The 20,364-nt window shown below is 70.8% G+C and carries 19 protein-coding genes and 2 pseudogenes; 17 read left to right on the top strand and 4 right to left on the bottom strand.

The window, feature by feature from the left end:
* Positions 1 to 249 precede the first annotated feature (249 nt).
* From CIB93_RS31840 to CIB93_RS31830, 3 genes and pseudogenes are all read left to right on the top strand, one after another.
* Positions 250 to 2,508 carry a M9 family metallopeptidase gene (locus CIB93_RS31840; RefSeq protein WP_096631945.1) on the top strand — a complete coding sequence of 753 codons (2,259 nt, stop codon included), beginning with the start codon at positions 250 to 252 and terminating at the stop codon, positions 2,506 to 2,508.
* Between the two features lie 482 nt (positions 2,509 to 2,990).
* Positions 2,991 to 3,184 (top strand): annotated as a pseudogene (locus CIB93_RS31835) (proline racemase family protein); the annotation flags it as partial.
* Positions 3,185 to 3,328: 144 nt separating this feature from the next.
* Positions 3,329 to 4,033: a GntR family transcriptional regulator gene (locus tag CIB93_RS31830; RefSeq protein ID WP_096631943.1), complete on the top strand. Its 705-nt coding sequence runs from the start codon at positions 3,329 to 3,331 to the stop codon at positions 4,031 to 4,033.
* A 42-nt stretch (positions 4,034 to 4,075) separates the two neighbouring features.
* On the opposite strand, the gene CIB93_RS31825 is transcribed toward CIB93_RS31830, so the two are convergent.
* On the bottom strand, positions 4,076 to 4,558 hold the full coding sequence (locus CIB93_RS31825) for a hypothetical protein (protein ID WP_257002451.1): 483 nt from the start codon (positions 4,556 to 4,558) through the stop codon (positions 4,076 to 4,078).
* Positions 4,559 to 4,651: 93 nt separating this feature from the next.
* On the opposite strand from CIB93_RS31825, the gene CIB93_RS31820 reads away from it, so the two are divergent.
* Positions 4,652 to 5,455, top strand: coding sequence for a helix-turn-helix transcriptional regulator (locus CIB93_RS31820; protein ID WP_096631963.1), 804 nt, complete (start codon positions 4,652 to 4,654; stop codon positions 5,453 to 5,455).
* Between the two features lie 171 nt (positions 5,456 to 5,626).
* Here the strand turns inward: CIB93_RS31820 and CIB93_RS38220 are convergent, their stop codons facing one another.
* Complete coding sequence (locus tag CIB93_RS38220; RefSeq protein ID WP_179500317.1) at positions 5,627 to 5,788, bottom strand: hypothetical protein; 162 nt, start codon at positions 5,786 to 5,788, stop codon at positions 5,627 to 5,629.
* Between the two features lie 86 nt (positions 5,789 to 5,874).
* Here CIB93_RS38220 and CIB93_RS31815 point away from each other — a divergent pair, with 86 nt between their 5' ends.
* From CIB93_RS31815 to CIB93_RS31795, 5 genes are all read left to right on the top strand, one after another.
* Complete coding sequence (locus CIB93_RS31815; protein ID WP_096631942.1) at positions 5,875 to 6,843, top strand: hypothetical protein; 969 nt, start codon at positions 5,875 to 5,877, stop codon at positions 6,841 to 6,843.
* 118 nt (positions 6,844 to 6,961) lie between these two features.
* On the top strand, positions 6,962 to 8,017 hold the full coding sequence (locus CIB93_RS31810) for an iron-siderophore ABC transporter substrate-binding protein (RefSeq protein WP_096631940.1): 1,056 nt from the start codon (positions 6,962 to 6,964) through the stop codon (positions 8,015 to 8,017).
* Between the two features lie 50 nt (positions 8,018 to 8,067).
* Positions 8,068 to 9,105, top strand: a complete 1,038-nt coding sequence (locus CIB93_RS31805; RefSeq protein WP_096631939.1) for an iron ABC transporter permease — start codon at positions 8,068 to 8,070, stop codon at positions 9,103 to 9,105.
* Complete coding sequence (locus CIB93_RS31800; protein ID WP_096631937.1) at positions 9,102 to 10,178, top strand: iron chelate uptake ABC transporter family permease subunit; 1,077 nt, start codon at positions 9,102 to 9,104, stop codon at positions 10,176 to 10,178. The genes CIB93_RS31805 and CIB93_RS31800 overlap by 4 nt, the downstream gene beginning before the upstream one ends.
* A 65-nt stretch (positions 10,179 to 10,243) precedes the next feature.
* The gene (locus tag CIB93_RS31795) at positions 10,244 to 10,801 is read left to right on the top strand and encodes a hypothetical protein (RefSeq protein ID WP_096631961.1); all 558 of its coding nucleotides are present in this window, start codon (positions 10,244 to 10,246) and stop codon (positions 10,799 to 10,801) included.
* A 108-nt stretch (positions 10,802 to 10,909) separates the two neighbouring features.
* Here CIB93_RS31795 and CIB93_RS31790 read toward each other — a convergent pair whose 3' ends face one another.
* Both CIB93_RS31790 and CIB93_RS31785 read right to left on the bottom strand, forming a co-directional pair.
* Positions 10,910 to 11,572: a DedA family protein gene (locus CIB93_RS31790; protein WP_096631936.1), complete on the bottom strand. Its 663-nt coding sequence runs from the start codon at positions 11,570 to 11,572 to the stop codon at positions 10,910 to 10,912.
* 69 nt (positions 11,573 to 11,641) lie between these two features.
* The gene (locus CIB93_RS31785) at positions 11,642 to 12,532 is read right to left on the bottom strand and encodes an SIS domain-containing protein (protein WP_096631959.1); all 891 of its coding nucleotides are present in this window, start codon (positions 12,530 to 12,532) and stop codon (positions 11,642 to 11,644) included.
* A 279-nt stretch (positions 12,533 to 12,811) separates the two neighbouring features.
* On the opposite strand from CIB93_RS31785, the gene CIB93_RS31780 reads away from it, so the two are divergent.
* The 8 genes and pseudogenes from CIB93_RS31780 to CIB93_RS31740 all read left to right on the top strand — a co-directional run.
* Positions 12,812 to 13,609, top strand: a complete 798-nt coding sequence (locus CIB93_RS31780; RefSeq protein WP_096631934.1) for a DeoR/GlpR family DNA-binding transcription regulator — start codon at positions 12,812 to 12,814, stop codon at positions 13,607 to 13,609.
* Positions 13,610 to 13,892: 283 nt separating this feature from the next.
* Complete coding sequence (locus tag CIB93_RS31775; protein WP_096631933.1) at positions 13,893 to 14,297, top strand: cell division protein SepF; 405 nt, start codon at positions 13,893 to 13,895, stop codon at positions 14,295 to 14,297.
* Positions 14,298 to 14,389: 92 nt separating this feature from the next.
* Positions 14,390 to 14,821, top strand: a complete 432-nt coding sequence (locus tag CIB93_RS31770) for a nucleotide pyrophosphohydrolase (protein ID WP_257002450.1) — start codon at positions 14,390 to 14,392, stop codon at positions 14,819 to 14,821.
* Positions 14,822 to 14,945: 124 nt separating this feature from the next.
* Positions 14,946 to 15,446 (top strand): DUF6099 family protein, encoded by a 501-nt coding sequence (locus tag CIB93_RS31760; protein ID WP_096631931.1) that lies wholly within the window; start codon positions 14,946 to 14,948, stop codon positions 15,444 to 15,446.
* Between the two features lie 72 nt (positions 15,447 to 15,518).
* Complete coding sequence (locus CIB93_RS31755; RefSeq protein WP_096631930.1) at positions 15,519 to 16,442, top strand: LLM class F420-dependent oxidoreductase; 924 nt, start codon at positions 15,519 to 15,521, stop codon at positions 16,440 to 16,442.
* A 104-nt stretch (positions 16,443 to 16,546) separates the two neighbouring features.
* The gene (gene mmuM / locus CIB93_RS31750; protein WP_096631928.1) at positions 16,547 to 17,482 is read left to right on the top strand and encodes a homocysteine S-methyltransferase; all 936 of its coding nucleotides are present in this window, start codon (positions 16,547 to 16,549) and stop codon (positions 17,480 to 17,482) included.
* Between the two features lie 44 nt (positions 17,483 to 17,526).
* Positions 17,527 to 19,002, top strand: a complete 1,476-nt coding sequence (locus CIB93_RS31745; RefSeq protein ID WP_096631958.1) for a 3' terminal RNA ribose 2'-O-methyltransferase Hen1 — start codon at positions 17,527 to 17,529, stop codon at positions 19,000 to 19,002.
* Positions 18,999 to 20,264 (top strand): annotated as a pseudogene (locus CIB93_RS31740) (AAA family ATPase); the annotation flags it as partial. The gene CIB93_RS31745 and the pseudogene CIB93_RS31740, both read left to right, overlap by 4 nt.
* Positions 20,265 to 20,364: the final 100 nt, after the last annotated feature.

Genomic DNA, 20,364 nt, shown 5'->3' with positions numbered 1-20,364 from the left:
TTCTCCGGTAGTTCTGTGGTACTTCCGTGGCGCATCCGGCCGTACGCCTTCTCAAAAGTAGTGCTGTGTGAAATTGTACTGTCGCATAGCACCCTGCGTGCCCATGTCAAAAGTGGTTCCGAGGTGCTGAAGTGCGCCCCATCCCATCCCCCGCACCCGTTTCGGGTGTTCCTCCCGAGGAGGCAGCTGGTGAGACCAGCCCGAACGCGATGTCAACGCGCCCTCAGGCAAGCAGCCCTGACGCTCTGCATGTGCATGGGCCTGACCCTGCTCGGCGGCCCTGCGTACGCATCCGCCGCGCCGTCGCCGCCCCGGACCGCACCGTCCCTGTCCGTGGCCACTTCTCCGTCTGCCGCCGACAGGGCGGAGATCCCGCCCGTCGACGCGCTCAGCCGGAGTGGATCGGCCGAGCCCGAGCATGTCCGTGCCTCGGAGCTCCCGGTCGACGAGCGCGGGCCGGTTCCGGCCTCCGGCGAGGAGCGCAGACGGGACTACGACGAGCCTGTCCAGGGGGCGGCCGCGGCCGAGGCCCCCTGCGATCCGGCCGACTTCACCTCCCGCACCGGCGCCGCCCTGGTTCGGCGGATCAAGGAGTCGACCGTCGGCTGCGTCAACACCCTGTTCGGCCTGACCGGGGAGAACGCCCGACTCGCCTTCCGCGAGGCGCAGATGGTGACCGTCGCGAACGCGCTGCGCGGCGCCTCCGACTACTACCCGGGTGACGATTCCACCGGCGTACCGCAGCTGGTGCTGTATCTGCGCGCCGGGTACTACGTTCAGTGGTACAACGAGGCGGCCGTCGGCTCCTACGGGCCCGCGCTCACGACCGCGATACGGCGCGGGCTCGACGCCTTCTTCGCCTCCCCGCGCTCCCGCGACGTCACCGACGCCAACGGCGAAACCCTCTCCGAAGCCGTCATACTCATCGACAGTGCCCGGGAGAACGCCCGCTATCTCGGTGTGGTCGAGTGGCTGCTCACCGACTACGACAGCTCGTACAACGCCCTCTGGCACATGCGCAACGCCGTGAACAGCACCTTCACCGTGCTCTTCCGCGGGCACCAGCTCCCGGCGTTCGTCACCGCCGTCACGGAGGACAGCAGCACCGCCGACACGGTGCACTCCTTCGCCTCCCGCACCCTCGGCCTGCTGGGCACCGATCACGCGTTCCTCACCATCAACGCGGGCCGCGAACTCGCCCGCTTCCTTCAGTACGACGCGCTGCGGCCCGCCGTCCGCCCGCAGGTGAGGGGGCTCCTCGGCCGGACGTCCATCACCGGCCCCACCGCCCCGCTGTGGGTGGGCCTCGCCGAGATGGCCAATCACTACGACGACGCCAACTGCGCGTACTTCGGCACCTGCGACCTCCCCGGCCGCCTGGACGACGCGGCGCTGCCCGTCCGGCACGAGTGCAGCGACAGTCTGCGCATCCGCGCCCAGGAGATGTCCGCCGCGCAGCTCGCCGCCACCTGCGCGAACCTTGCGGACCAGGACGCGTTCTTCCACGACATCGCCCGGGACGACGGGCCCGTCGCCGGGGACCTGAACACCCGCCTCGAAGTGGTCGTGTACGACTCCAGCGACGACTACGGAACGTACGCGGGCGCCATGTTCGGCATCGATACCGACAACGGCGGCATGTATCTGGAGGGCGACCCGACGGCCGCCGGGAACCAGCCGCGCTTCATCGCGTACGAAGCCGAATGGCTGCGGCCCGACTTCCAGATCTGGAACCTCAACCACGAGTACACCCACTACCTCGACGGCCGCTTCACCATGGCCGGCGACTTCGCCGACGGGATGACCACCCCGACCGTCTGGTGGGTCGAGGGCTTCGCGGAGTACGTCTCGTACTCCTACCGCCAACTCACCTACGAGGCAGCCCTGTCCGAGGCGGGCAAGCGCACCTACCCGCTGAGTACCCTCTTCGACACCACCTACGACAACAGCGGCAGTGCCCGGGTGTACCGCTGGGGCTATCTCGCGGTCCGCTACATGCTCCAGTCGCACCGCGCCGACCTGGACATCGTCCTCGGCCACTACCGCGCCGGTGACTGGAACGCCGCCCGCACGCACCTGAAGTCCACGATCGGCACCCGGTACGACAGCGACTGGTACGACTGGCTCACCGCCTGCGCGGCGGGCGACTGCGGCGGGATCACCGACCCGCCCGGCCTCCCCGAGTGCACCCTTCCCGACACGGCCCGGCTCGACCGCGACTGCGCACGCTCCGGGGTCTCGGTCCGAGCCGGGGACTACGCCTACCTGTATCTCTATGTCCCCGCCGGAACACCGCGGTTGCGCATCACCACGGCCGGGGGGACGGGCAACGCCGACCTCTACCACCGTGCGGGCAGCTGGCCGAGCAAGACCTCGTACACCCACCGGTCCGCCGGGCCCGGGAACGCCGAGACGGTGACCGTGAACGCGCCCGAACCAGGCTGGCACTACGTCTCGGTCGCCGGTGAGCAGGCGGTCTCGGGGCTCGTGGTCTCCGCAGAGTACTGAGGGCGCCCTGCCCGCTGTCGGGCAGCGTTTGCGGCATGTCACTTCGTCGTGTGGCACGTTGCTGCCGTGCTCAAGGGAGAGAGAGTACGCGCCATACGGCACTCTTCTGTGCCGGCGCCGCGTGTGCCTACTGCGCCGCTCGTCTCGGTGTCCGTAGTCGACCGGGGGGTCGGTCGCGGGCGGGACCAGTGGGTCAGGGGAGGGCGGCCTCTCCGTCTCGGGCAAGGGGCAGTCCCGGAAACGGAGTTGGTCGGCTTCTTGCTCCGCCTCTGGGGGAGGGGAACTCGCCCAAGAGCTGCCTCCGGAGACCGAGTTCGAGTGCAAGAGCGGACTCGTGGTCGCGGAAGGCCCCGAACCGCGGAGTCTGTTGCGGGAGCGGGAGCGGGAGCGGGCGTTGACGCTGATGCCGACTCCCGCTCCCGTCCGTCCCCGCCCTCGTTCAGCCGCCACCACGTCCACAAGTCGCGAAGGCGAGCAGCGCTGTGCGCAGCCGTCGTACCGTCCACGCCGTCGACTCCCGCACCGAGGGCATGCCGACCCGTGTCGTCACCGGCGGCATCGGGACCGTATCCGGGGGTCCAGCAAGGCCGACCGGCTCACCTACTTCCAGGAGCACCTCGACGACCTGCGCACCTGGCTGATGTACGAACCGCGCGGCCACGCCGCGATGAGCGGGGGCGGTCCGTTCCCGGCGGGGTTTCTGCTGTGACCGGCAGGATTCCGCTGGGACCGGGCGGCCGCGGGCGAAGCCCGCTGGGGTAACGTGATATTGCACTGATCGCTCGTCGCGAAGTTCGCGTCCCGCGCCCCGGAGGATGCCGTGGTCACCTTGCAGTCGCGCAAGCTGGTGTCGCCCACCGAGAACCTCCGCGACCAGGTGGCCCACGCCCTGCGCGCCGCGCTGATCGCCGGGGAGATCAAGCCGGGCGGCGTCTATTCGGCACCGGCCCTCGCGGCGGAGTTCGGCGTGTCGCCCACCCCGGTCCGCGAGGCGATGCTCGACCTCGCCCGCGAGGGCCTGGTCGAAGCCGTACGGAACAAAGGCTTCCGGGTGACGGAGATGACCGAGCAGGACCTCGACGAGTACACGGAGATCCGTACGCTCATCGAGGTGCCCACCGTCGGAAAGGTGGTCCGCGCCGCCACGCGGGAGCAGCTCGAAGCCCTGCGCCCGGGCGCCGAGGCCATCGTCGCGGCGGCCCGGGGCCACGACCTCATCGGCTACCTTGACGCCGACCGCCGCTTCCACCTCGACCTGCTGGCCCTCGGCGGGAACCGCCACCTCGTCTCGGTCGTCAGCGATCTGCGCAAGCGGTCCCGGCTCTACGGCCTCACCGAACTCGACGAGGCCGGGGTGCTCGTCGACTCCGCCGAGGAGCACGTGACGCTGCTTGATCTCATGATCGCGAAGGACGCGGGGGCGGCCGAGGCCTTGATGCGCCACCATCTGGAGCATGTACGGACCCTGTGGGCCAGCCGCCCGCAGCCGGAGAAGCGCAGCGCGCTCACCCTGCGTCGCTCCTGAGTGGCCTGAGCAGCCTGAGTGGCCTGAGTGGGCCCCGCTCCGTCAGGCCCGGGCGGCGGCCGTCATCCGCCGCAGCCCGGCGTACTGGAGTGCGGTGCAGACTGTCACGATCAGGGCGCCGATCAGCATGAAGACGACCCCGAACCCGGTCAGCGGTACGAAGTCCGCGAAGGCCGTCACGACGCAGCCGACGGCGCACAGCCCGTTCACGGCGACGACGGTCAGGGCCAGGGCGGGCGGGATCACCGGGTAGCCCGCGATCAGCGCGAGCGAGGCCGCCCCGCCCATCTGGAAGATGCCGAACGCCACGGCGAAGGCCACCGGCATCCCGGTCGCGGAGCCCAACGGCGCAGCGGCGGCGATCAACACCACACCCATCACGGCGGTGCTCGCACTGTCGACACGCAGCACCAGGCGCAGAAACCGTGCGGAGTCCCGTACGGCCCCCGCGGAGGCGGAGGCGGGTGTCGATGCGGGTGCGGGCGCGGATGAGGGTGCGGCGGAAGGCGAAGGGGTGTGGGTCATCACGGATCTCCTTCGTTCGGTGGGGTGATGACACCGTGTCATGGGCCTTGCCCCGACTCCATGACCTCCCAGGTCATGGATACGGTGGGGGCCATGGACACCGACGAGGGGCCGCGCGTAGGCCTGTTGCTCCGCGAGTGGCGGCGACGCAGGGGGCTCAGTCAGCTCGATCTCGCGCTGAGGGCAGGCTCCTCGACCCGGCACCTCTCCTACGTGGAGAACGGCCGGGCCCGCCCCGGCCGGGAGATGGTCCTGCGGCTTGCCGAGCATCTCGACATCCCCCTGCGTGACCGCAACGGCCTTCTACTGGCGGCTGGTTACGCCCCCGCCTACCGGGAGTCGCCGCTCGACAGCGAGCGCATGACGATGGTCCGGTCCGCGGTGAAGGTGATGCTGACGGGGCACGAGCCCTTCCCGGCCGTCGCGATCGACCGGATCTGGAACATCGTCGCGAGCAACGACGCGATGAACCTCCTGCTCGGTGTCGTGCCACCGCATCTGACGGAGTCCGGGGGCAACGTGATGCGCCTGATCCTCCACCCTGAGGGACTGGCCTCCCGGTGCCTGAACTTCGCCCAGGTCCGCGCCCACGCCCTCGGCAGGCTGAAGCACCAGGTCAACACCACTGGCCACCGCGACCTGCGGGAGCTCTACGAGGAGGTGTCCGGCTACCCGGACCCGCCGGACCTCGACTCTGACCTCGGCCCGGTCGACCCGACGGGCATCGTCGTCCCGCTGCGCATCCGTACACCGCTCGGCGACATGGCGTTCCTCAGCGCGATCGCCACCTTCGGAGCCCCCGCCGACGTGACCCTCTCGGAGCTCGCGGTGGAGTCGTTCTTCCCGATGGACGATCAGACGGACACCCTGCTGCGCGCGCTGGCGGGACGTCGGTAGCGACGTACGCCAGTGACGACGTACGCCGGTAACGACGTGGGCCATTGACCACGCGCGACCGTAGCGACGCACGCCCGTACACGCCAGCAACGGCGTACCTCGGTAGCGGCGTCAGTAGCGGCGCGGCGCGGCCGGAGGTCGGGGTCCGGCGGGCGGCGGCGGGCGGTGGTGTCAGGCGCGGCCCGTGCAGTCGCAGCCCGCCTCGTCGACGGTCCGGGCGATCAGGCCGTCATCGGTCGCGCCCCCGGTGGTGACTGTGCCCGGGCCCGTACCGATCTCGACCTCGACCACGAGGGCGGACTCGATCCCGTCGGCGCAGTTGGCAGTCGGCAAAGCTCGACCCCGTTTGACCTCATACCCCCAGGGGGTATTGTCGGAGGTGTGGTAGCGACCCAGCGGCCTCGACGAGGGAGTGGGTCATGAATACCGGGTTCAAGATCACGGCCTTCGCGGCGGCGCTCGCGGCGACCTTCGGGACGGCGTACGCGGTGGGCAGCGCGCTGGACCCCGCGATCGCCGGGAAGGGGCAGTCCCCGCACGGCGAGGCCCACGGCGTGAAGGAGCCGCCGAAGGGTGAAGGGGCTCAGGAGGAGAAGCGGGAGGCGGCCGAGCTCCCGGGCGGGTTGCGGATCTCCGAGGACGGCTTCGCCCTCGATCTCAGGACGCCGAGGGTCGAGGCGGGCAAGGAGGCCGAGCTGCGCTTCGCCGTCGTGGATGAGGCCACCTCCCGGAACGTGACCGCGTTCCGCCGCGAGCACGGCAAGGAGCTGCGCCTGATCGTCGCGTCGAACGACCTGACGACCTGCCGGCACCTGTACCCGGTCCGGGCCGCCGACGGCACCTGGTCCGCGCCCGTCGAGCTGCCGGAGGCCGGCGGCTACCGCGTCTTCGCCGACTTCACCCCGGACGTGAAGAAGGCCGAGAGCCTCACCCTCGGCGCGGACCTCTCCGTCGCGGGCGACGCGCGGCCCGAACCGCTGCCGCGTGCCGAGAAGGCGGTGACCGTCGACGGGTACGAGGTCACCCTCGACGGCGTCCTGCGCCCGGGGGCGGGCGGCGAGCTGAAGCTCAACGTCGAGAAGGGCGGCAAGCCTGTCACCGACCTCCAGCCCCACCTCGGTGCGTTCGGGCATCTCGTGGCCCTGCGCTCCGGCGACCTCGCCCATCTGCACGTCCACCCGAACGGAGGGCCGGGCGACGGCAGGACGAAGCCGGGCCCGGAGATCTCCTTCACCGTGACGGCCCCGAGCAAGGGTACCTACCGCCTCTTCCTCGACTTCCGGCACGAGGGCAAGGTCCGTACGGCCGCCTTCACCGTCCACGCCGGGGAGGCCGCCGCCGGGAATCCGGCCTCGGAGGGCGGCGAGTCCGCCCCGCACGAGCACTGACGGGCGGACTGCGGGAGGGGGCTGGAGAGGGTTTGGAGGGGGGGTCTGTTGGAAGTGGCGAATCCTCTAGCTTAGGCTTGCCTAACTTTCACCCGTTCGGTCAACCTGAGGACCCTCCATGCTCGGCTCCACCCGCGTGCGTCGCCACACCCTCGCCGCTTCGGCCACCGCCGTCGCTCTCGCCGTCGCCCTGACCGGCTGCTCATCGGACAGCGGCAGCGACAAGGACAAGGACGGAGCCAAGGGCACGGCGAAGAGCGGCGGCGCCTTCCCCGTCTCGATCAAGAGCTCGCTCGGCACCGCGAAGATCGAGGAGAAGCCCGAACGCATCGTCACCCTCGGCCAGGGCTCCGCCGAGACCGCGATAGCCCTCGGCCAGACCCCGGTCGGCATCGAGAGCTACCCGTGGGGCAGCGACGAGTCCGGCTACCTCCCCTGGATCAACGAAGCCGTGAAGAAGTCCGGCGACAAGCTGCCCAAGCAGTTCGCCGGCGGCGAGGAGATCGACTTCGAAGCGATCACCGAGCTTGAGCCCGACGTCATCCTCGCCCCCTGGTCGGGCCTCACGCAGAAGCAGTACGACGTCCTCAAGGACATCGCCCCCACGGTCGCCTACCCGGACCAGGCGTGGAGCACCGACTGGGACCAGCAGATCGACATCATCGGCAAGGCGCTGGGCCGGACGGAGGACACCGACGGCCTCAAGACGAAGATCGAGAAGCAGCTCGCCGACGCCGCGGCCACCCGGCCGAACTACAAGGACGTCACCTTCTCGTACATCTACAACTCCGGCCCCGGCACCCTCGGCGTCTTCAAGCCCGAGGAGCAGCGCGTCAAGATGGTCTCGTCGCTCGGCCTGAAGGCCGACCCGGTCGTCAACAGCTTCAAGGAGACCCCCGGCACCGATTCGGCCCTCATCGGCCTGGAGAACGCCGAGAAGCTGAAGGACAGTGACCTGATCTTCACGTTCTACACGGACGAGAAGAACCGCAAGGAGATCGAGGGCCAGAAGCTGTACGGCGCGATCCCCGCGATCAAGAAGGGCGCCGTCGTCGCGAGCAACGACAACTCCTTCGTCACCGCCTCCTCGATCATCAACCCGCTGACCGTGCCGTGGACGATCGACCGTTACCTGCCGCTGATCGACGAGGCCATCAAGAAGGCCGGCAAGTAACCCCGTCCGGGTATCCGATCCACCGAGGCCACAAGGCACACTTCACTCTCATGCCTACCACCACGGTCGCACCGCCGAGCGGCGCCGGTACCTCCCGTACCGGCGCCGCTCGACTGGCGTTCCTCCTGCTCGCAGCGGTCGCCGCGCTGGCACTCGCGCTCTGCGCAAGCGTCATGTTCGGCAGCCGCAGCACCTCGTTCGGCGAAGTCCTCGGCGTCCTGCGGGGCACCGCCGACCCGAACGTCACCGTCATCATCGAGAGCCGGTACCCCAGAACCGTCCTCGGCGTCCTCGCCGGACTGAGCCTCGCGGTCGCGGGCACCCTCATGCAGGGCGTCTCGCGCAACCCGCTGGCCGAACCCGGACTCCTCGGCATCAACGCTGGAGCCTCCGCGAGCATCGTCGCCGCGACGGCCTGGCTCGGGGCCTCCGGAGCCACCGACACCATGTGGTGGGCGCTGCCCGGAGCCCTGCTGGCCGGAGTGCTCGTCCATGTGATCGGCTCCGCCGGTACGGGGACGAGCGTGGTGCGCCTGGTGCTCGCCGGAGCGGTGCTCACCGCCGTACTGATGGCGTTCATCCAGGCGGTGACCCTCAGCAAGCCGCAGGTGTTCGACAGCTACCGCTACTGGGTCGTCGGGGCGCTCGGCGGCCGGGACTTCGAGGTCTTCTGGTCCGTCCTCCCCTTCGCCGCCGTCGGCTTCCTGCTTGCCCTGGCCCTCGGCCCCGGCCTCAACGCCCTGGCCCTCGGCGACGCGAGCGCCGTCGCCCTCGGCTCGCACCCGGGACGCACCAGGGGCGGCGGACTGCTCGCCGCCACCCTGCTCAGCGCGGCGGCGACCGCCGCCGTCGGTCCGATCGCCTTCGTCGGCCTCGCCGTCCCGCACGTCGTACGGGCCCTGGTCGGCGTCGAATTCCGCGTCCAGATCCTCTTCTCCGCCCTGCTGGGCCCCACCCTCCTGCTCCTGGCAGACGTGGTGGGCCGGGTCGTGATGCGCCCCACCGAGCTCATGGTCGGCGTCGTCACCGCGTTCATCGGCGCACCCGCGCTGCTCATTGCCGTACGCAGGATGAGGAGCACGACATGATCGTCACCGACCGGACCGCGCCCCTCCGCAAGGCCCGCCCGACCCCCCGCGGCTACCTGGTCGTCGGCCGCACCGTCGCGATACCCGTGCGCCGCGCCTCAATCCTCGCGGCCGCCGGGCTCTTCGTCCTCCTGCTCGCGGCCGCCGTCACCACCCTGACCTGGGGTCGCCTCGGCGTCGACCTCGCGGACCTGCCCGCCGCCCTGCTCGGCAACGCCGAGGGCAAGGACCGCTTCGTCTTCAACCGGCTGCGCGGCCCCCGCCTCACCGTCGCCATCGGGGTCGGCGCGGCCCTCGGCCTCTCCGGCGCGCTCTTCCAGTCCGTCACCCGCAACCCGCTCGGCAGCCCCGACGTCATCGGGCTTTCCGCCGGAGCCGGCGCGGGCGCCGCGACCTGCGCGCTGATGTTCCCCGACACGGTCCCGGTCGCCGTCGGCGCGCTCATCGGCGCGGTCCTCGCGATGACCCTCGTGTACGTCTCCACCGGCACCGGCTTCCGCAACCCCGCCCGGCTCGTCATCGCCGGGATCGGCGTCGCGGCGATGGGCTCGGCCATCACCCAGTACGTCGTCTACTCCCTGGAGCGCGACAAGGCCTCCGTCCTCACCGCCTACGTCAACGGCAGCTTGACCGCCCGCTCCTGGACCGACGCCGGCACGATCTGGCTGGTCCTGCTGGCGGCCGCCCCGCTGGCCGCGCTGATCTCCCGGCGGCTCGACATCGGCGAGATGGGCGACGACATCGCCGAAGGCCTCGGCTCCGAGCCGAAGAAGGCCAAGACACTGGCCGTGGTCCTCGCCGTCGCGCTCTCCGCCGCGGCCGTCAGCGTCTCCGGCCCCATTGCCTTCATCGCCCTGACCGCGCCTCAGATCGCCAGACGACTCACCCGCGCTTCCGGGCCGCACCTGCTGCTCTCGGCCCTGACCGGCGGTCTGCTGCTGGTGCTGGCCGACCTCTGCTCCCAGCAGCTGTCGCTCTTCGACGACCTGCCGGTCGGGATCTACACCATGGCGATCGGCGGCGCGTATCTCGGCTATCTGCTGATCCGGGAGTGGCGCAGGGGCGTGCTCTGATGGTCCGGTCCGCCGGGGACGGCCCCGACTGGTCACGTACAGGTTCGTCGACCATACTGCCCGCCGTGGAGCAGAGCATAGATTCGAACGAGAAGCCCGAGTTCGCCGCAGGCACCGACCCGGCGTTCATCCCCCTTCCCGGCCTGGCCGCACCCGCCGCCATCCGGAAGCCGGAGGTGGAAGCGGCCCCTGACGGTGCGTCCGACGCGGTGGAAGCCCCGGAGGCCGGTGCGGCCGAGGAAGCGGAATCCGAAGCGGAAGCAGAACGGGAAGCGACGGCCGAGGAAGCGGCGGCAAAGGGAGAAGAAGCGGCAGAGGGAGAAGGCGAGGACGGGGCCGAGGAGGGCCCGGTCTTCGAGGTCAGCGACCGCCGGGGCTCGATCCGGGTGGCCCGGGAGGGCATCCGGTTCCGGCTGGACGACCAGGAGGCCGAGTTCGACTGGGACGAGATCGGCGCGGTGGCGACCACCCCGGCCCGCTTCGGCCGCCGGTTCACCGTGACCGTCCACCTGTCGAGCCGTCGCTGGTTCAACGCCGAGGTCGAGGCGGCGAGCCGGGCGGAGCTCAAGACCTGGCCGGCTGAACTGGACACCGTCCTGGACGCCTACTTCGAGGAGTCCTGAGCTTGGAGGAGTCCTGAGCTTCGAGGTGGGCGTCAGCTTGGAGGGCGGCCGTCCCGGCCTGACCCGGTGCGGGCCGCTGCATCGGCCGTGGGGCGGCACCGCCGTGCGTCATCCGCGACGGTGCCGCCCGCCGCTGCCGCGGTTCCGGACGCGCACCGCGATGTAAACGACCAGGGCGACCGCGGCCAGCCCCAGCACGACCTTGCTCACGACACCGACGTACGCGCCGACCGTTTCCCACCGGTCCCCGAGCAGGTAACCGGCCATCACCAGCACGGTGTTCCACACCAGACTGCCCGCCGTCGTCAGTGCGGCGAAGGTCGGCAGCGGCATGCGCTCCACGCCCGCCGGCACGGAGATCAGGCTCCGGAAGACCGGCACCATACGGCCCAGGAGGACCGCCTTGGTGCCGTGCCGGGCGAACCACTCCTCCGTCCGCACCAGGTCGGAGGCCTTGACCAGTGGCAGCTTCGCCCAGAGGGCATGCATCCGCTCCCGGCCGAAGGCGGCCCCGATCCCGTACAGCGCCACCGCTCCGACGACCGAGCCGAGCGTCGTCCAGAACAGGGCGGAGGCCAGACTCAGCACGCCCTGCGAAACGGCGAACCCGGTCAGCGGCAGGATGACCTCGCTGGGCAGCGGTGGGAACAGGTTCTCCAGGGCGATGGCCAGACCGGCACCGGGGCCGCCGAACGCCTCGACCAGCCCTGCGGCCCAGCCCGCGATGCCCCCCTGCGGCTCCTCGGCGGCGACTGACAGAGCGAGGTGCATAGGGGGGGCTCTCCGGAGTGGCGGGCGGGGAGCGCGGAGGTCGACCGCGTCCTACCCGTCCATGATCCCTCAGGCCCCGTCGAGGACCACCGAGCGGGTCAGGTGGCGCGGCAGATCTGGGTCGAGCCCCCCTGCCGCCGCCCGGGCGAGGGCCAGCCGCTGTACGCGGACGAGCTCGGCCAGCGGGTCGAGGCCACCGCTCTCCACCCACCGGGCGCCCGTCGCCCGTACCTGCTCCGGCAGGCCCTCGGGGGCTTCGCCGAACATCCAGGTCGCGGTGGTCGCGGTGGCGATGCTGATCGGGCCGTGGCGGTACTCCATCGCCGGGTAGGACTCCGTCCAGGACAACGACGCCTCCTTCATCTTCAGCGCCGCCTCATGGGCCAGGCCGATCGTCCACCCGCGGCCGAGGAAGGAGAACTGGGTGCTCTCCAGCAGCCCTTCGGGCAGCGGCTCGGCGAGCGCCCTCGCGGCGTCGCGGACCACATCGTCGGAGTGCAGGCCGAGGTGGGCCCGCAGCAGGGTGAGCGCCGAGGTGGCGAACCGGGTCTGCACGACGGACCGTTCGTCGGCGAAGTCGAGGACCACGAGCTCGTCGGCAGCCGCCTCGACCGGTGTTCGCGGATCGGCGGTGACGGCCACCGTGCGGGACGTGCCGCGCAGCCGCTTCAGCAGCGCCAGGACCTCGGTCGTGGTCCCCGACCGGGTCAGCGCGACGACCCGGTCGTAGGTGCGGCCGGGCGGGAACTCCGAGGCGGCGAAGGCGTCCGACTCGCCCTGGCCCGCGCTCTCGCGGAGCGCGGCGTAGGACTGCGCCATGTAGAAGGAGGTCCCGCAGCCGACGACGGCGATCCGCTCGCCAGGGGCGGGCAGGGCGGCCGCCGCGGGGCCGTCCGCCAGCGCGGCGGCACGCTGCCAGCAGGCGGGCTGACTGGCTGTCTCGATCTCGGCATACGACACGTCTGCACCCCACGGGAAGGAGATGAATGAAGTCTTCATGTTGAATCCTGCACGTTACATCCAGTAATCGAGCAAGAACAAGCAAACTGGGCGCGGGCAAGGGCCTGGAAGAACCTGGAAGGACCAGGGAGGGAGCGGTGGAGGTCCTGGGAGGGGAGGGGGGAGGGCGGGCCGGAGACGGACCCCCGCCCGGCCTGTGCGACGCTTGCCGCTGTCCGGCCACCGGCGACCGCGTTCCCGCGAAACGCGGTGCCCACGCCGGACGGTGAGGAGAGACTCTTGTCCAGAGACGCCCGGTGGGACGCGCTGCTGGAACTGGTCGGCAAACACGGCAGGGTGGATGTCGAGGAGGCGGCGGCGGCGCTCGCCGTCTCGGCCGCGACCATCCGCCGTGACCTGGACCAGCTTGCCGAACAGCACCTGCTCACCCGCACCAGGGGCGGTGCGGTCGCGCACGGGGTCTCCTACGAACTGGCGCTGCGCTACAAAACGGGCCGCCACGCCCCGGAGAAGCAGGCCATCGGCCGAGCGGTCTCCGGCTTGGTCGCCGTCGGCGAAGTGGTCGGTCTGACCGGCGGTACGACGGTGACCGAGGTGGCCAGGGCGCTGGCCGTGCGTCCGGACATCGTGGGCGAGCCGGCACCGGCGGGCGGCCAGCCGACGCTGACCGTGGTGACGAACGCGCTCAACATCGCGAGTGAGCTGGCCATCCGGCCGCAGATCAAGATGGTCGTCACGGGCGGAGTGGCGCGGCCGCAGTCGTACGAACTGACGGGGCCGCTGGCCGTCGGCGTGATGAACGAGATCACGCTCGACGTCGCGGTCCTCGGGGTGAACGCCATCGACATCGAACGCGGCGCGTACGTCCACCACGAGGGCGAGGCTAGCGTCAACCGGCTCCTCGCGGAGCGGGCCCAGCGGGTGGTGGTCGCGGCCGACTCCTCGAAGATCGGCAAGAGGGCCTTCGCCCGGGTCTGCGACCTGGGTCTGGTCGATGTGCTGGTCACCGACTCCAACATCTCGGCGGAGGCACGGGAGCGGTTCGGCGAGGCGGGGGTCCAGGTCGTTACGGTCTGACGACCGAGGGCGGATGGAGACGGTCGGACGGTCGCGGGACGGGCGAAGACGGCCGGAGGTGGACCGGGAGTGGCCGGAGGTGGGTTCAACGCCGGAGGCGGACCGAGAACCGCCGGAGACGGCCCGGGACGGCCCGGGACGGCCCGAGGCAGGCGTGGATCGACGCGGATTGCCGCTTCGCCGTGTCGTTGGTACGCCGAACGGGTGAGGGACGAGAGGATTGCCCGATGAACAGTGAGCGCAGCCGGCGCGAACCCAACCGGCGTACGGACGGGGTGGCCCTGTGAGCAGGTACGACAGGTATGACAGATACGACGCCACCGACGAACAGTGGGAAGGGCTCGCCCAGGTCGTCCCGTTGCGCGGTCGCGACGAGTGGCCATCCCGGATCGACCACCGCACCGTCCCGGGCGAGCGGGCCGTCGAACAGCGACGCCTCGTCGTCCTGCGGGTGCAGGTCTTCGCGGACGCCCGCGAGGTCGCCGAGTATCTGGTGGCCCAGGTCCCGGTGCTGCTCGATCTGACAGCGGCGGAATCGGACGTGGCGAAGCGGATTCTCGACTTCAGCAGCGGTGTGGTCTTCGGTCTCGGCAGCGGCATGCACCGCGTCGACCGCAATGTCTTCCTGCTCGCGCCGGTCGGCATGGAGGTCGAGGGAGTCACGCCCGCGGGGCTCGCCCAGTCGTAGGCGGCAGCCGGGGCGGCCTCCGGTACTGACCGGAACGCCGCCCCCGGCCGCACGTTCCTTCGCTGTCGGTGGCCGGTGATAGACCTGGGGCCGTGACAGAAACCGATGTGGCAGAACTCCAGCGGCGGCTGGCCGCGTTCGCGGCGGCGCGGGACTGGGAGCAGTACCACACCCCGAAGAACCTGGCGGCCGCGCTGAGTGTCGAGGCCTCCGAACTGCTGGAGATCTTCCAGTGGCTGACGCCCGACCAGTCGGCCGGGATCATGGGGGACCCCGAAGCGGCCTACCGGGTCACGGATGAGGTCGCCGATGTGCTCGCCTATCTCCTCCAGTTCTGCGAGGTGTTGGGCATCGATGTGACAGCGGCCCTGGCGGCCAAGATCGAGCGGAACGAGAATCGTTTCCCCGTCCCTGGACGTACCGGCACTACTGGACCTACCGGTCCTACGGGTCTTACTGGACCTACCGGTCCTACCGGTCCTACCGGCCCTGCTGGCCCCCGCGATTGTCACTCTTCGGAGTGATCGAGTTATCCACAATCGACTTCGTGTCCACAGATTTCCGAATTCCTCTGGTCTTACGGTGCCATCTACCTCACTGTGGGTAATGGATGAGGTGAGCGGGTTTTCGTACGGACGGGGGAAAGTCATGGAAGCGGTACGACTCATCGAGACGGGGCGGCGGGCCCTGGCGGACAGCCGGGGTGCGCTGGAGGTGATGGCGGAGGCCTGGCAGGCGCAGGCCCTGGCCCGGGCGGTCGGCAGTCGTCTGGCGCTGGGCGGGCCGATGGAGTTACGGGGCGAGGCGCGGGCCCTTGGCGAGATCGGCAGCGGCTGCTCGGCACTGGACCACCCGAGGATGCTCTCCGGCGGAGCCAGGGCCGTGCAGTTGTCCGGGATCGCCGATGTGCGGGAGGCCCTGGCCGGGCTCGCGCTTCTGCTCGGCGAGGCCGGGATCGCCCTCGTGGGGGTGGCGTGCGACACGGGGGAGGACGGCCTCTACTGGCAGTGCATCGAGGCCATGGACGCGGCCGATGAATCACTGGACCGCGTCCACGGGATGCTGAGACGGCTGGCGGAGCGGGAGAGGGAGCGCGATGGCCCGTATGGCGGCATACGCGGCCCCGCGCCCTCGGCGGCGGGGCCCTGAGAGGGGGAGGAAGCGTGGAGGCCCGGCCGGGCTGGTGAGGGGGAGCGGCCGCCGGAGGGGCAGGATGGAGGCATGGATCTTCGCATCTTCACCGAGCCCCAGCAAGGGGCCGACTACGACACGCTGCTGACCGTCGCCAAGGCCACCGAAGACCTGGGCTTCGACGCTTTCTACCGCTCGGACCACTACCTCCGCATGGGCTCCGGCGACGGGTTGCCCGGGCCGACCGACGCCTGGATCACCCTGGCCGGACTGGCGCGCGAGACCCGGCGGATCCGGCTCGGCACGCTGATGACCGCCGGCACGTTCCGGCTGCCGGGAGTGCTGGCCATCCAGGTGGCGCAGGTCGACCAGATGTCCGGCGGCCGAGTCGAACTGGGCCTGGGGGCAGGCTGGTTCGAGGAGGAGCACAAGGCCTACGGCATCCCCTTCCCCAAGGAGAAGTTCGGCCGCCTGGAGGAGCAGTTGGCGATCATCACCGGCCTGTGGGCGACGGAGACCGGCAGGACCTTCACCTACGACGGTACGTATTACCAGCTCACCGACTCGCCCGCACTGCCGAAGCCCGCGCAGGCCAAGGTGCCCGTCCTGATCGGCGGCCACGGCGCGACCCGTACCCCGCGCCTCGCCGCGCAGTACGCGGACGAGTTCAACATCCCGTTCGCCTCCCTGGAGGACAGCGAGAAACAGTTCGGCCGGGTCCGGGCCGCGGCGCAGGCGTTCGGGCGTGCGCCGGACGACCTGGTGTATTCCAACGCGCTGGTCGTCTGCACGGGCAAGGACGACGCCGAGGTCGCCCGGCGTGCGGCGGCCATCGGCCGTGATGTGGAGGAGCTCAAGGCGAACGGGCTGGCCGGCTCGCCCGCCGAGGTCGTGGACAAGATCGGCCGGTACGGCGCGATCGGCTCGTCCCGGATCTACCTCCAGGTTCTCGACCTGGCCGACCTGGACCATCTGGAACTGATCTCCTCGCAGATCCAGTCCCAACTGACCTGACTCACCGACTCACCGCCTCATCTCACTTCAGGTCGCCTTGTCCCGCCTCCTGTCGCTGTGTCCCGCCCTCCCCTCACCTCACCTCGACCGGAAGGAGCGTTGCCATGAGCACCGGCCGTACGCACGCGCTTGCCGACGCGCTGGCCGCCGGGCCCGTCCTGCTGGACGGCGGGCTCTCCAACCAGCTGGAGGCGCAGGGCTGCGATCTGTCCGATGCACTGTGGTCGGCCCGGTTGCTGGCCGACGCACCGGAGCAGATCGAGGCCGCCCACCTCGCCTACCTCCGGGCCGGGGCGCAGGTGCTCATCACCGCCAGCTACCAGGCCACCTTCGAAGGGTTCGGGCGGTACGGCATCGACCGGGCCGGGGCCGGGGTCCTGCTCGCCCGAAGCGTGGAGCTGGCCCGGCGCGCCACCGACGCGGCACGCCGAGCCGGTACCGGGCGGCGGATGTGGGTCGCCGCGTCGGTCGGGCCGTACGGGGCGATGCTCGCCGACGGCAGCGAGTACCGGGGGCGTTACGGGCTGAGCGTGCGAGAGCTGGAGCGCTTCCACCGCCCCCGGGTGGCGGCGCTGGCGGAGGCGGGGCCCGACGCGCTGGCGCTGGAGACGGTGCCGGACGCGGACGAGGCCGAGGCGCTCGTCCGGGTGGCGGAGGAGACCGGCCTGCCGTTCTGGCTGTCCTACAGCGTGGCGGGCGGGCGGACCCGGGCCGGGCAGCCGCTGGAGGAGGCGTTCGCGGTGGCCGCCGGACGGGACCGGGTGCTGGCGGTCGGGGTCAACTGCTGTGAGCCGGAGGAGGCGCAGGCGGCCGTGGAGCAGGCGGTCGCGGTCACGGGCAGGCCAGCCGTGGTCTACCCGAACAGCGGGGAGGGCTGGGACGCGGCAGGGCGGGGATGGACCGGGCGCAGTACCTTCGACCCCGGGCGGGTGCGGGCCTGGACCAGGGCCGGGGCCCGGCTCGTCGGAGGCTGCTGCCGGGTGGGGCCGGACCGGATCGCGGAGCTGGCAGGACGCTTGGCAGCATTGCCGAAGCGCTGAAAATGCCTGGTGGGGGCCAGGGGATGGCGACCATACTCGGACAGGTGTTCCTGACAATCGGTACGACCGGCACCCCTGAACGTCCCGCCACCGACCTGGGCTACCTGCTGCACAAGCATCCCGGCAAGGCGCAGACGTTCTCCACCTCGCACGGGCCCGCGCACGTCTTCTACCCCGAGGCGTCCGCCGAGCGCTGCACGGCCGCACTCCTGCTGGAGGTGGACCCGGTGGCGTTGGTGCGGCGCGGCAAGGGCAAGGGGCGGGGCGGCGCGCCCGACGCGGCGCTCGCACAGTATGTCAATGACCGCCCCTATGCGGCGTCCTCGCTGCTGTCGGTCGCCCTCGCCGCCGTCTTCAAGTCCGCGCTGGGCGGGGTCTGCCGGGCGATGCCCGAGCGGGCCGAGCAGCCCCTGCCGCTGCGGATCGAGGTGCCCGCCCTGCCCGCCCGGGGTGGCGTCGAGCTGGTGCACAAGCTGTTCGCGCCGCTCGGCTGGACGCGGGTCGAGGCCGTGGCCGTACCGCTGGACGAGCAGTTCCCCGAGTGGGGCGACTCGCGCTACGTACGGTTGGTGCTGGAGGGCGAGTTGCGGCTCGCCGACGCGCTGCGCCAGATATACGTCCTGCTGCCTGTGCTGGACGACGCCAAGCACTACTGGGTCGCGCCCGACGAGGTGGACAAGCTGCTGCGGGCCGGAGAGGGCTGGCTGGCGGACCACCCCGAGCGGCCACTGATCACCCGGCGCTATCTCTCCCACCGCTGGGGGCTCACCCGCCAGGCCGACCAGGCCCTGGAGCTGGTCCGGCTTGCCGAGTCGGACGACCTCGAAGTGGAGAGCATCGACAACGCGGTGGACGAGGGCACCGACACCGAGGAGAAGCCGGTCCCGCTCGCCGAACAGCGGCGCACCGCGATCCTCGACGCGCTGCGTGCCGCCGGGGCGAGCCGGGTCCTGGATCTCGGCTGCGGCCAGGGCCAGTTGGTTCAGGCGCTCCTGAAGGATGTGCGCTTCACCGAGATCGTGGGCGTCGACGTTTCGATGCGCGCCCTCACGATCGCCTCGCGCCGGCTGAAGCTGGACCGGATGGGGGAGCGCCAGGCGGACCGGGTCATCCTGAGGCAGGGCTCCCTCACCTACACGGACAAGCGGCTGGGTGGTTATGACGCGGCCGTGCTCAGCGAGGTCGTCGAGCACCTGGACCTGCCCCGGCTGCCCGCCCTGGAGTACGCGGTCTTCGGCGCGGCCCGCCCGGGGACGGTGCTCGTGACCACGCCGAACGTCGAGTACAACGTCCGCTGGGAGACCCTCCCGGCGGGGCACGCACGGCATGGTGACCACCGCTTCGAATGGACCCGGGCGGAGTTCCGCGACTGGGCCGAGCAGGTCGCCGGACGGCACGGATACACCGTCCGGTACGTGCCCGTCGGCCCCGACGACCCCGAGGTGGGGCCGCCGACCCAGATGGCTGTGTTCACCCGGACCACGGCGACCGAGAAGACGAAGGAGGGGAAGGCCGCATGAACAGCGACACCACCGACAACAACAGCACCACCGACAACAGCGACACCACCGACAACAGCAGCACCACCGACAACAACAGCACCGACACCATCCGCACGACCGGCGGCAGCGCCCCGCGAACCCTGCCGGTGACCGACCTCTCCCTCGTCGTCCTCATCGGCGCCAGCGGATCGGGCAAGTCCACGTTCGCCCGCAAGCACTTCAAGCCGACCGAGGTCATCTCCTCCGACTTCTGCCGGGGCCTGGTCGCCGACGACGAGAACGACCAGAGCGCCAGCCGCGACGCCTTCGACGTGCTGCACTACATCGCGGGCAAGCGCCTGGAGGCCGGGCGGCTCACCGTCATCGACGCCACCAGCGTCCAGTCCGAGAGCCGCAAGCAGCTCGTCCAGCTGGCCAGGAAGCACGACGTCCTGCCCATCGCCATCGTCCTCGACCTCCCCGAAGAGGTCTGCATCGCCCGCAACGAGACCCGTCCCGACCGTGCCGGAATGCCGCGCCACGTCATCCAGCGGCACCGCCGCGAGCTGCGGCGCTCCCTGCGCGGCCTGGAGCGCGAGGGCTTCCGCAAGGTGCACGTCCTGCGCAGCGAGGAGGAGGCTTCGAGCGCCGAAGTGGTCCTGGAGCGCCGCTACAACGACCTCCGCCACCTCACCGGTCCGTTCGACATCATCGGCGACATCCACGGCTGCCGCTCCGAGCTGGACACCCTCCTCGGCAAGCTCGGTTACGTGGACGGCGCCCACCCCGAGGGCCGCACCGCCGTCTTCGTCGGTGACCTCGTCGACCGGGGCCCCGACAGTCCGGGCGTGCTGCGCCGCGTCATGTCCATGGTCTCGGCGGGCAACGCCCTGTGCGTCCCGGGCAACCACGAGAACAAGCTCGGCCGATATCTCGCGGGCCGCAAGGTCCAGCTCACGTACGGGCTGGCCGAGACCGTCGAGCAGCTGGAGCGCGAGGACGCCGAACACCCCGAGTTCCGGGGACAGGTGCGCGAGTTCATCGACGGGCTGGTCAGCCACTACGTTCTGGACGAGGGCAAGCTGGTGGTCTGCCACGCGGGCCTGCCCGAGAAGTACCACGGCCGCACCTCCGGCCGGGTCCGCTCGCACGCGCTGTACGGGGACACCACCGGGGAGACCGACGAGTTCGGGCTGCCCGTGCGCTACCCGTGGGCCGAGGACTACCGGGGCCGCGCCGCCGTGGTCTACGGCCACACCCCGGTGCCCGCAACCTCCTGGATCTTCTCTGCACTAACGCTGCTGCTGGCGGTGCCCGATGACGAGCGTTGAGCAGGTCGCGACTCTCGCGACGTTCGGAGCTGTGTGGGCGGTGCTCGCCGTCGGTCACAATCTCGCGGAC

This window comes from Streptomyces sp. WZ.A104 (assembly GCF_002382885.1).
Classification (GTDB): Bacteria; Actinomycetota; Actinomycetes; order Streptomycetales; family Streptomycetaceae; genus Streptomyces.
This window is presented reverse-complemented; position numbering and strand designations above follow the sequence as displayed.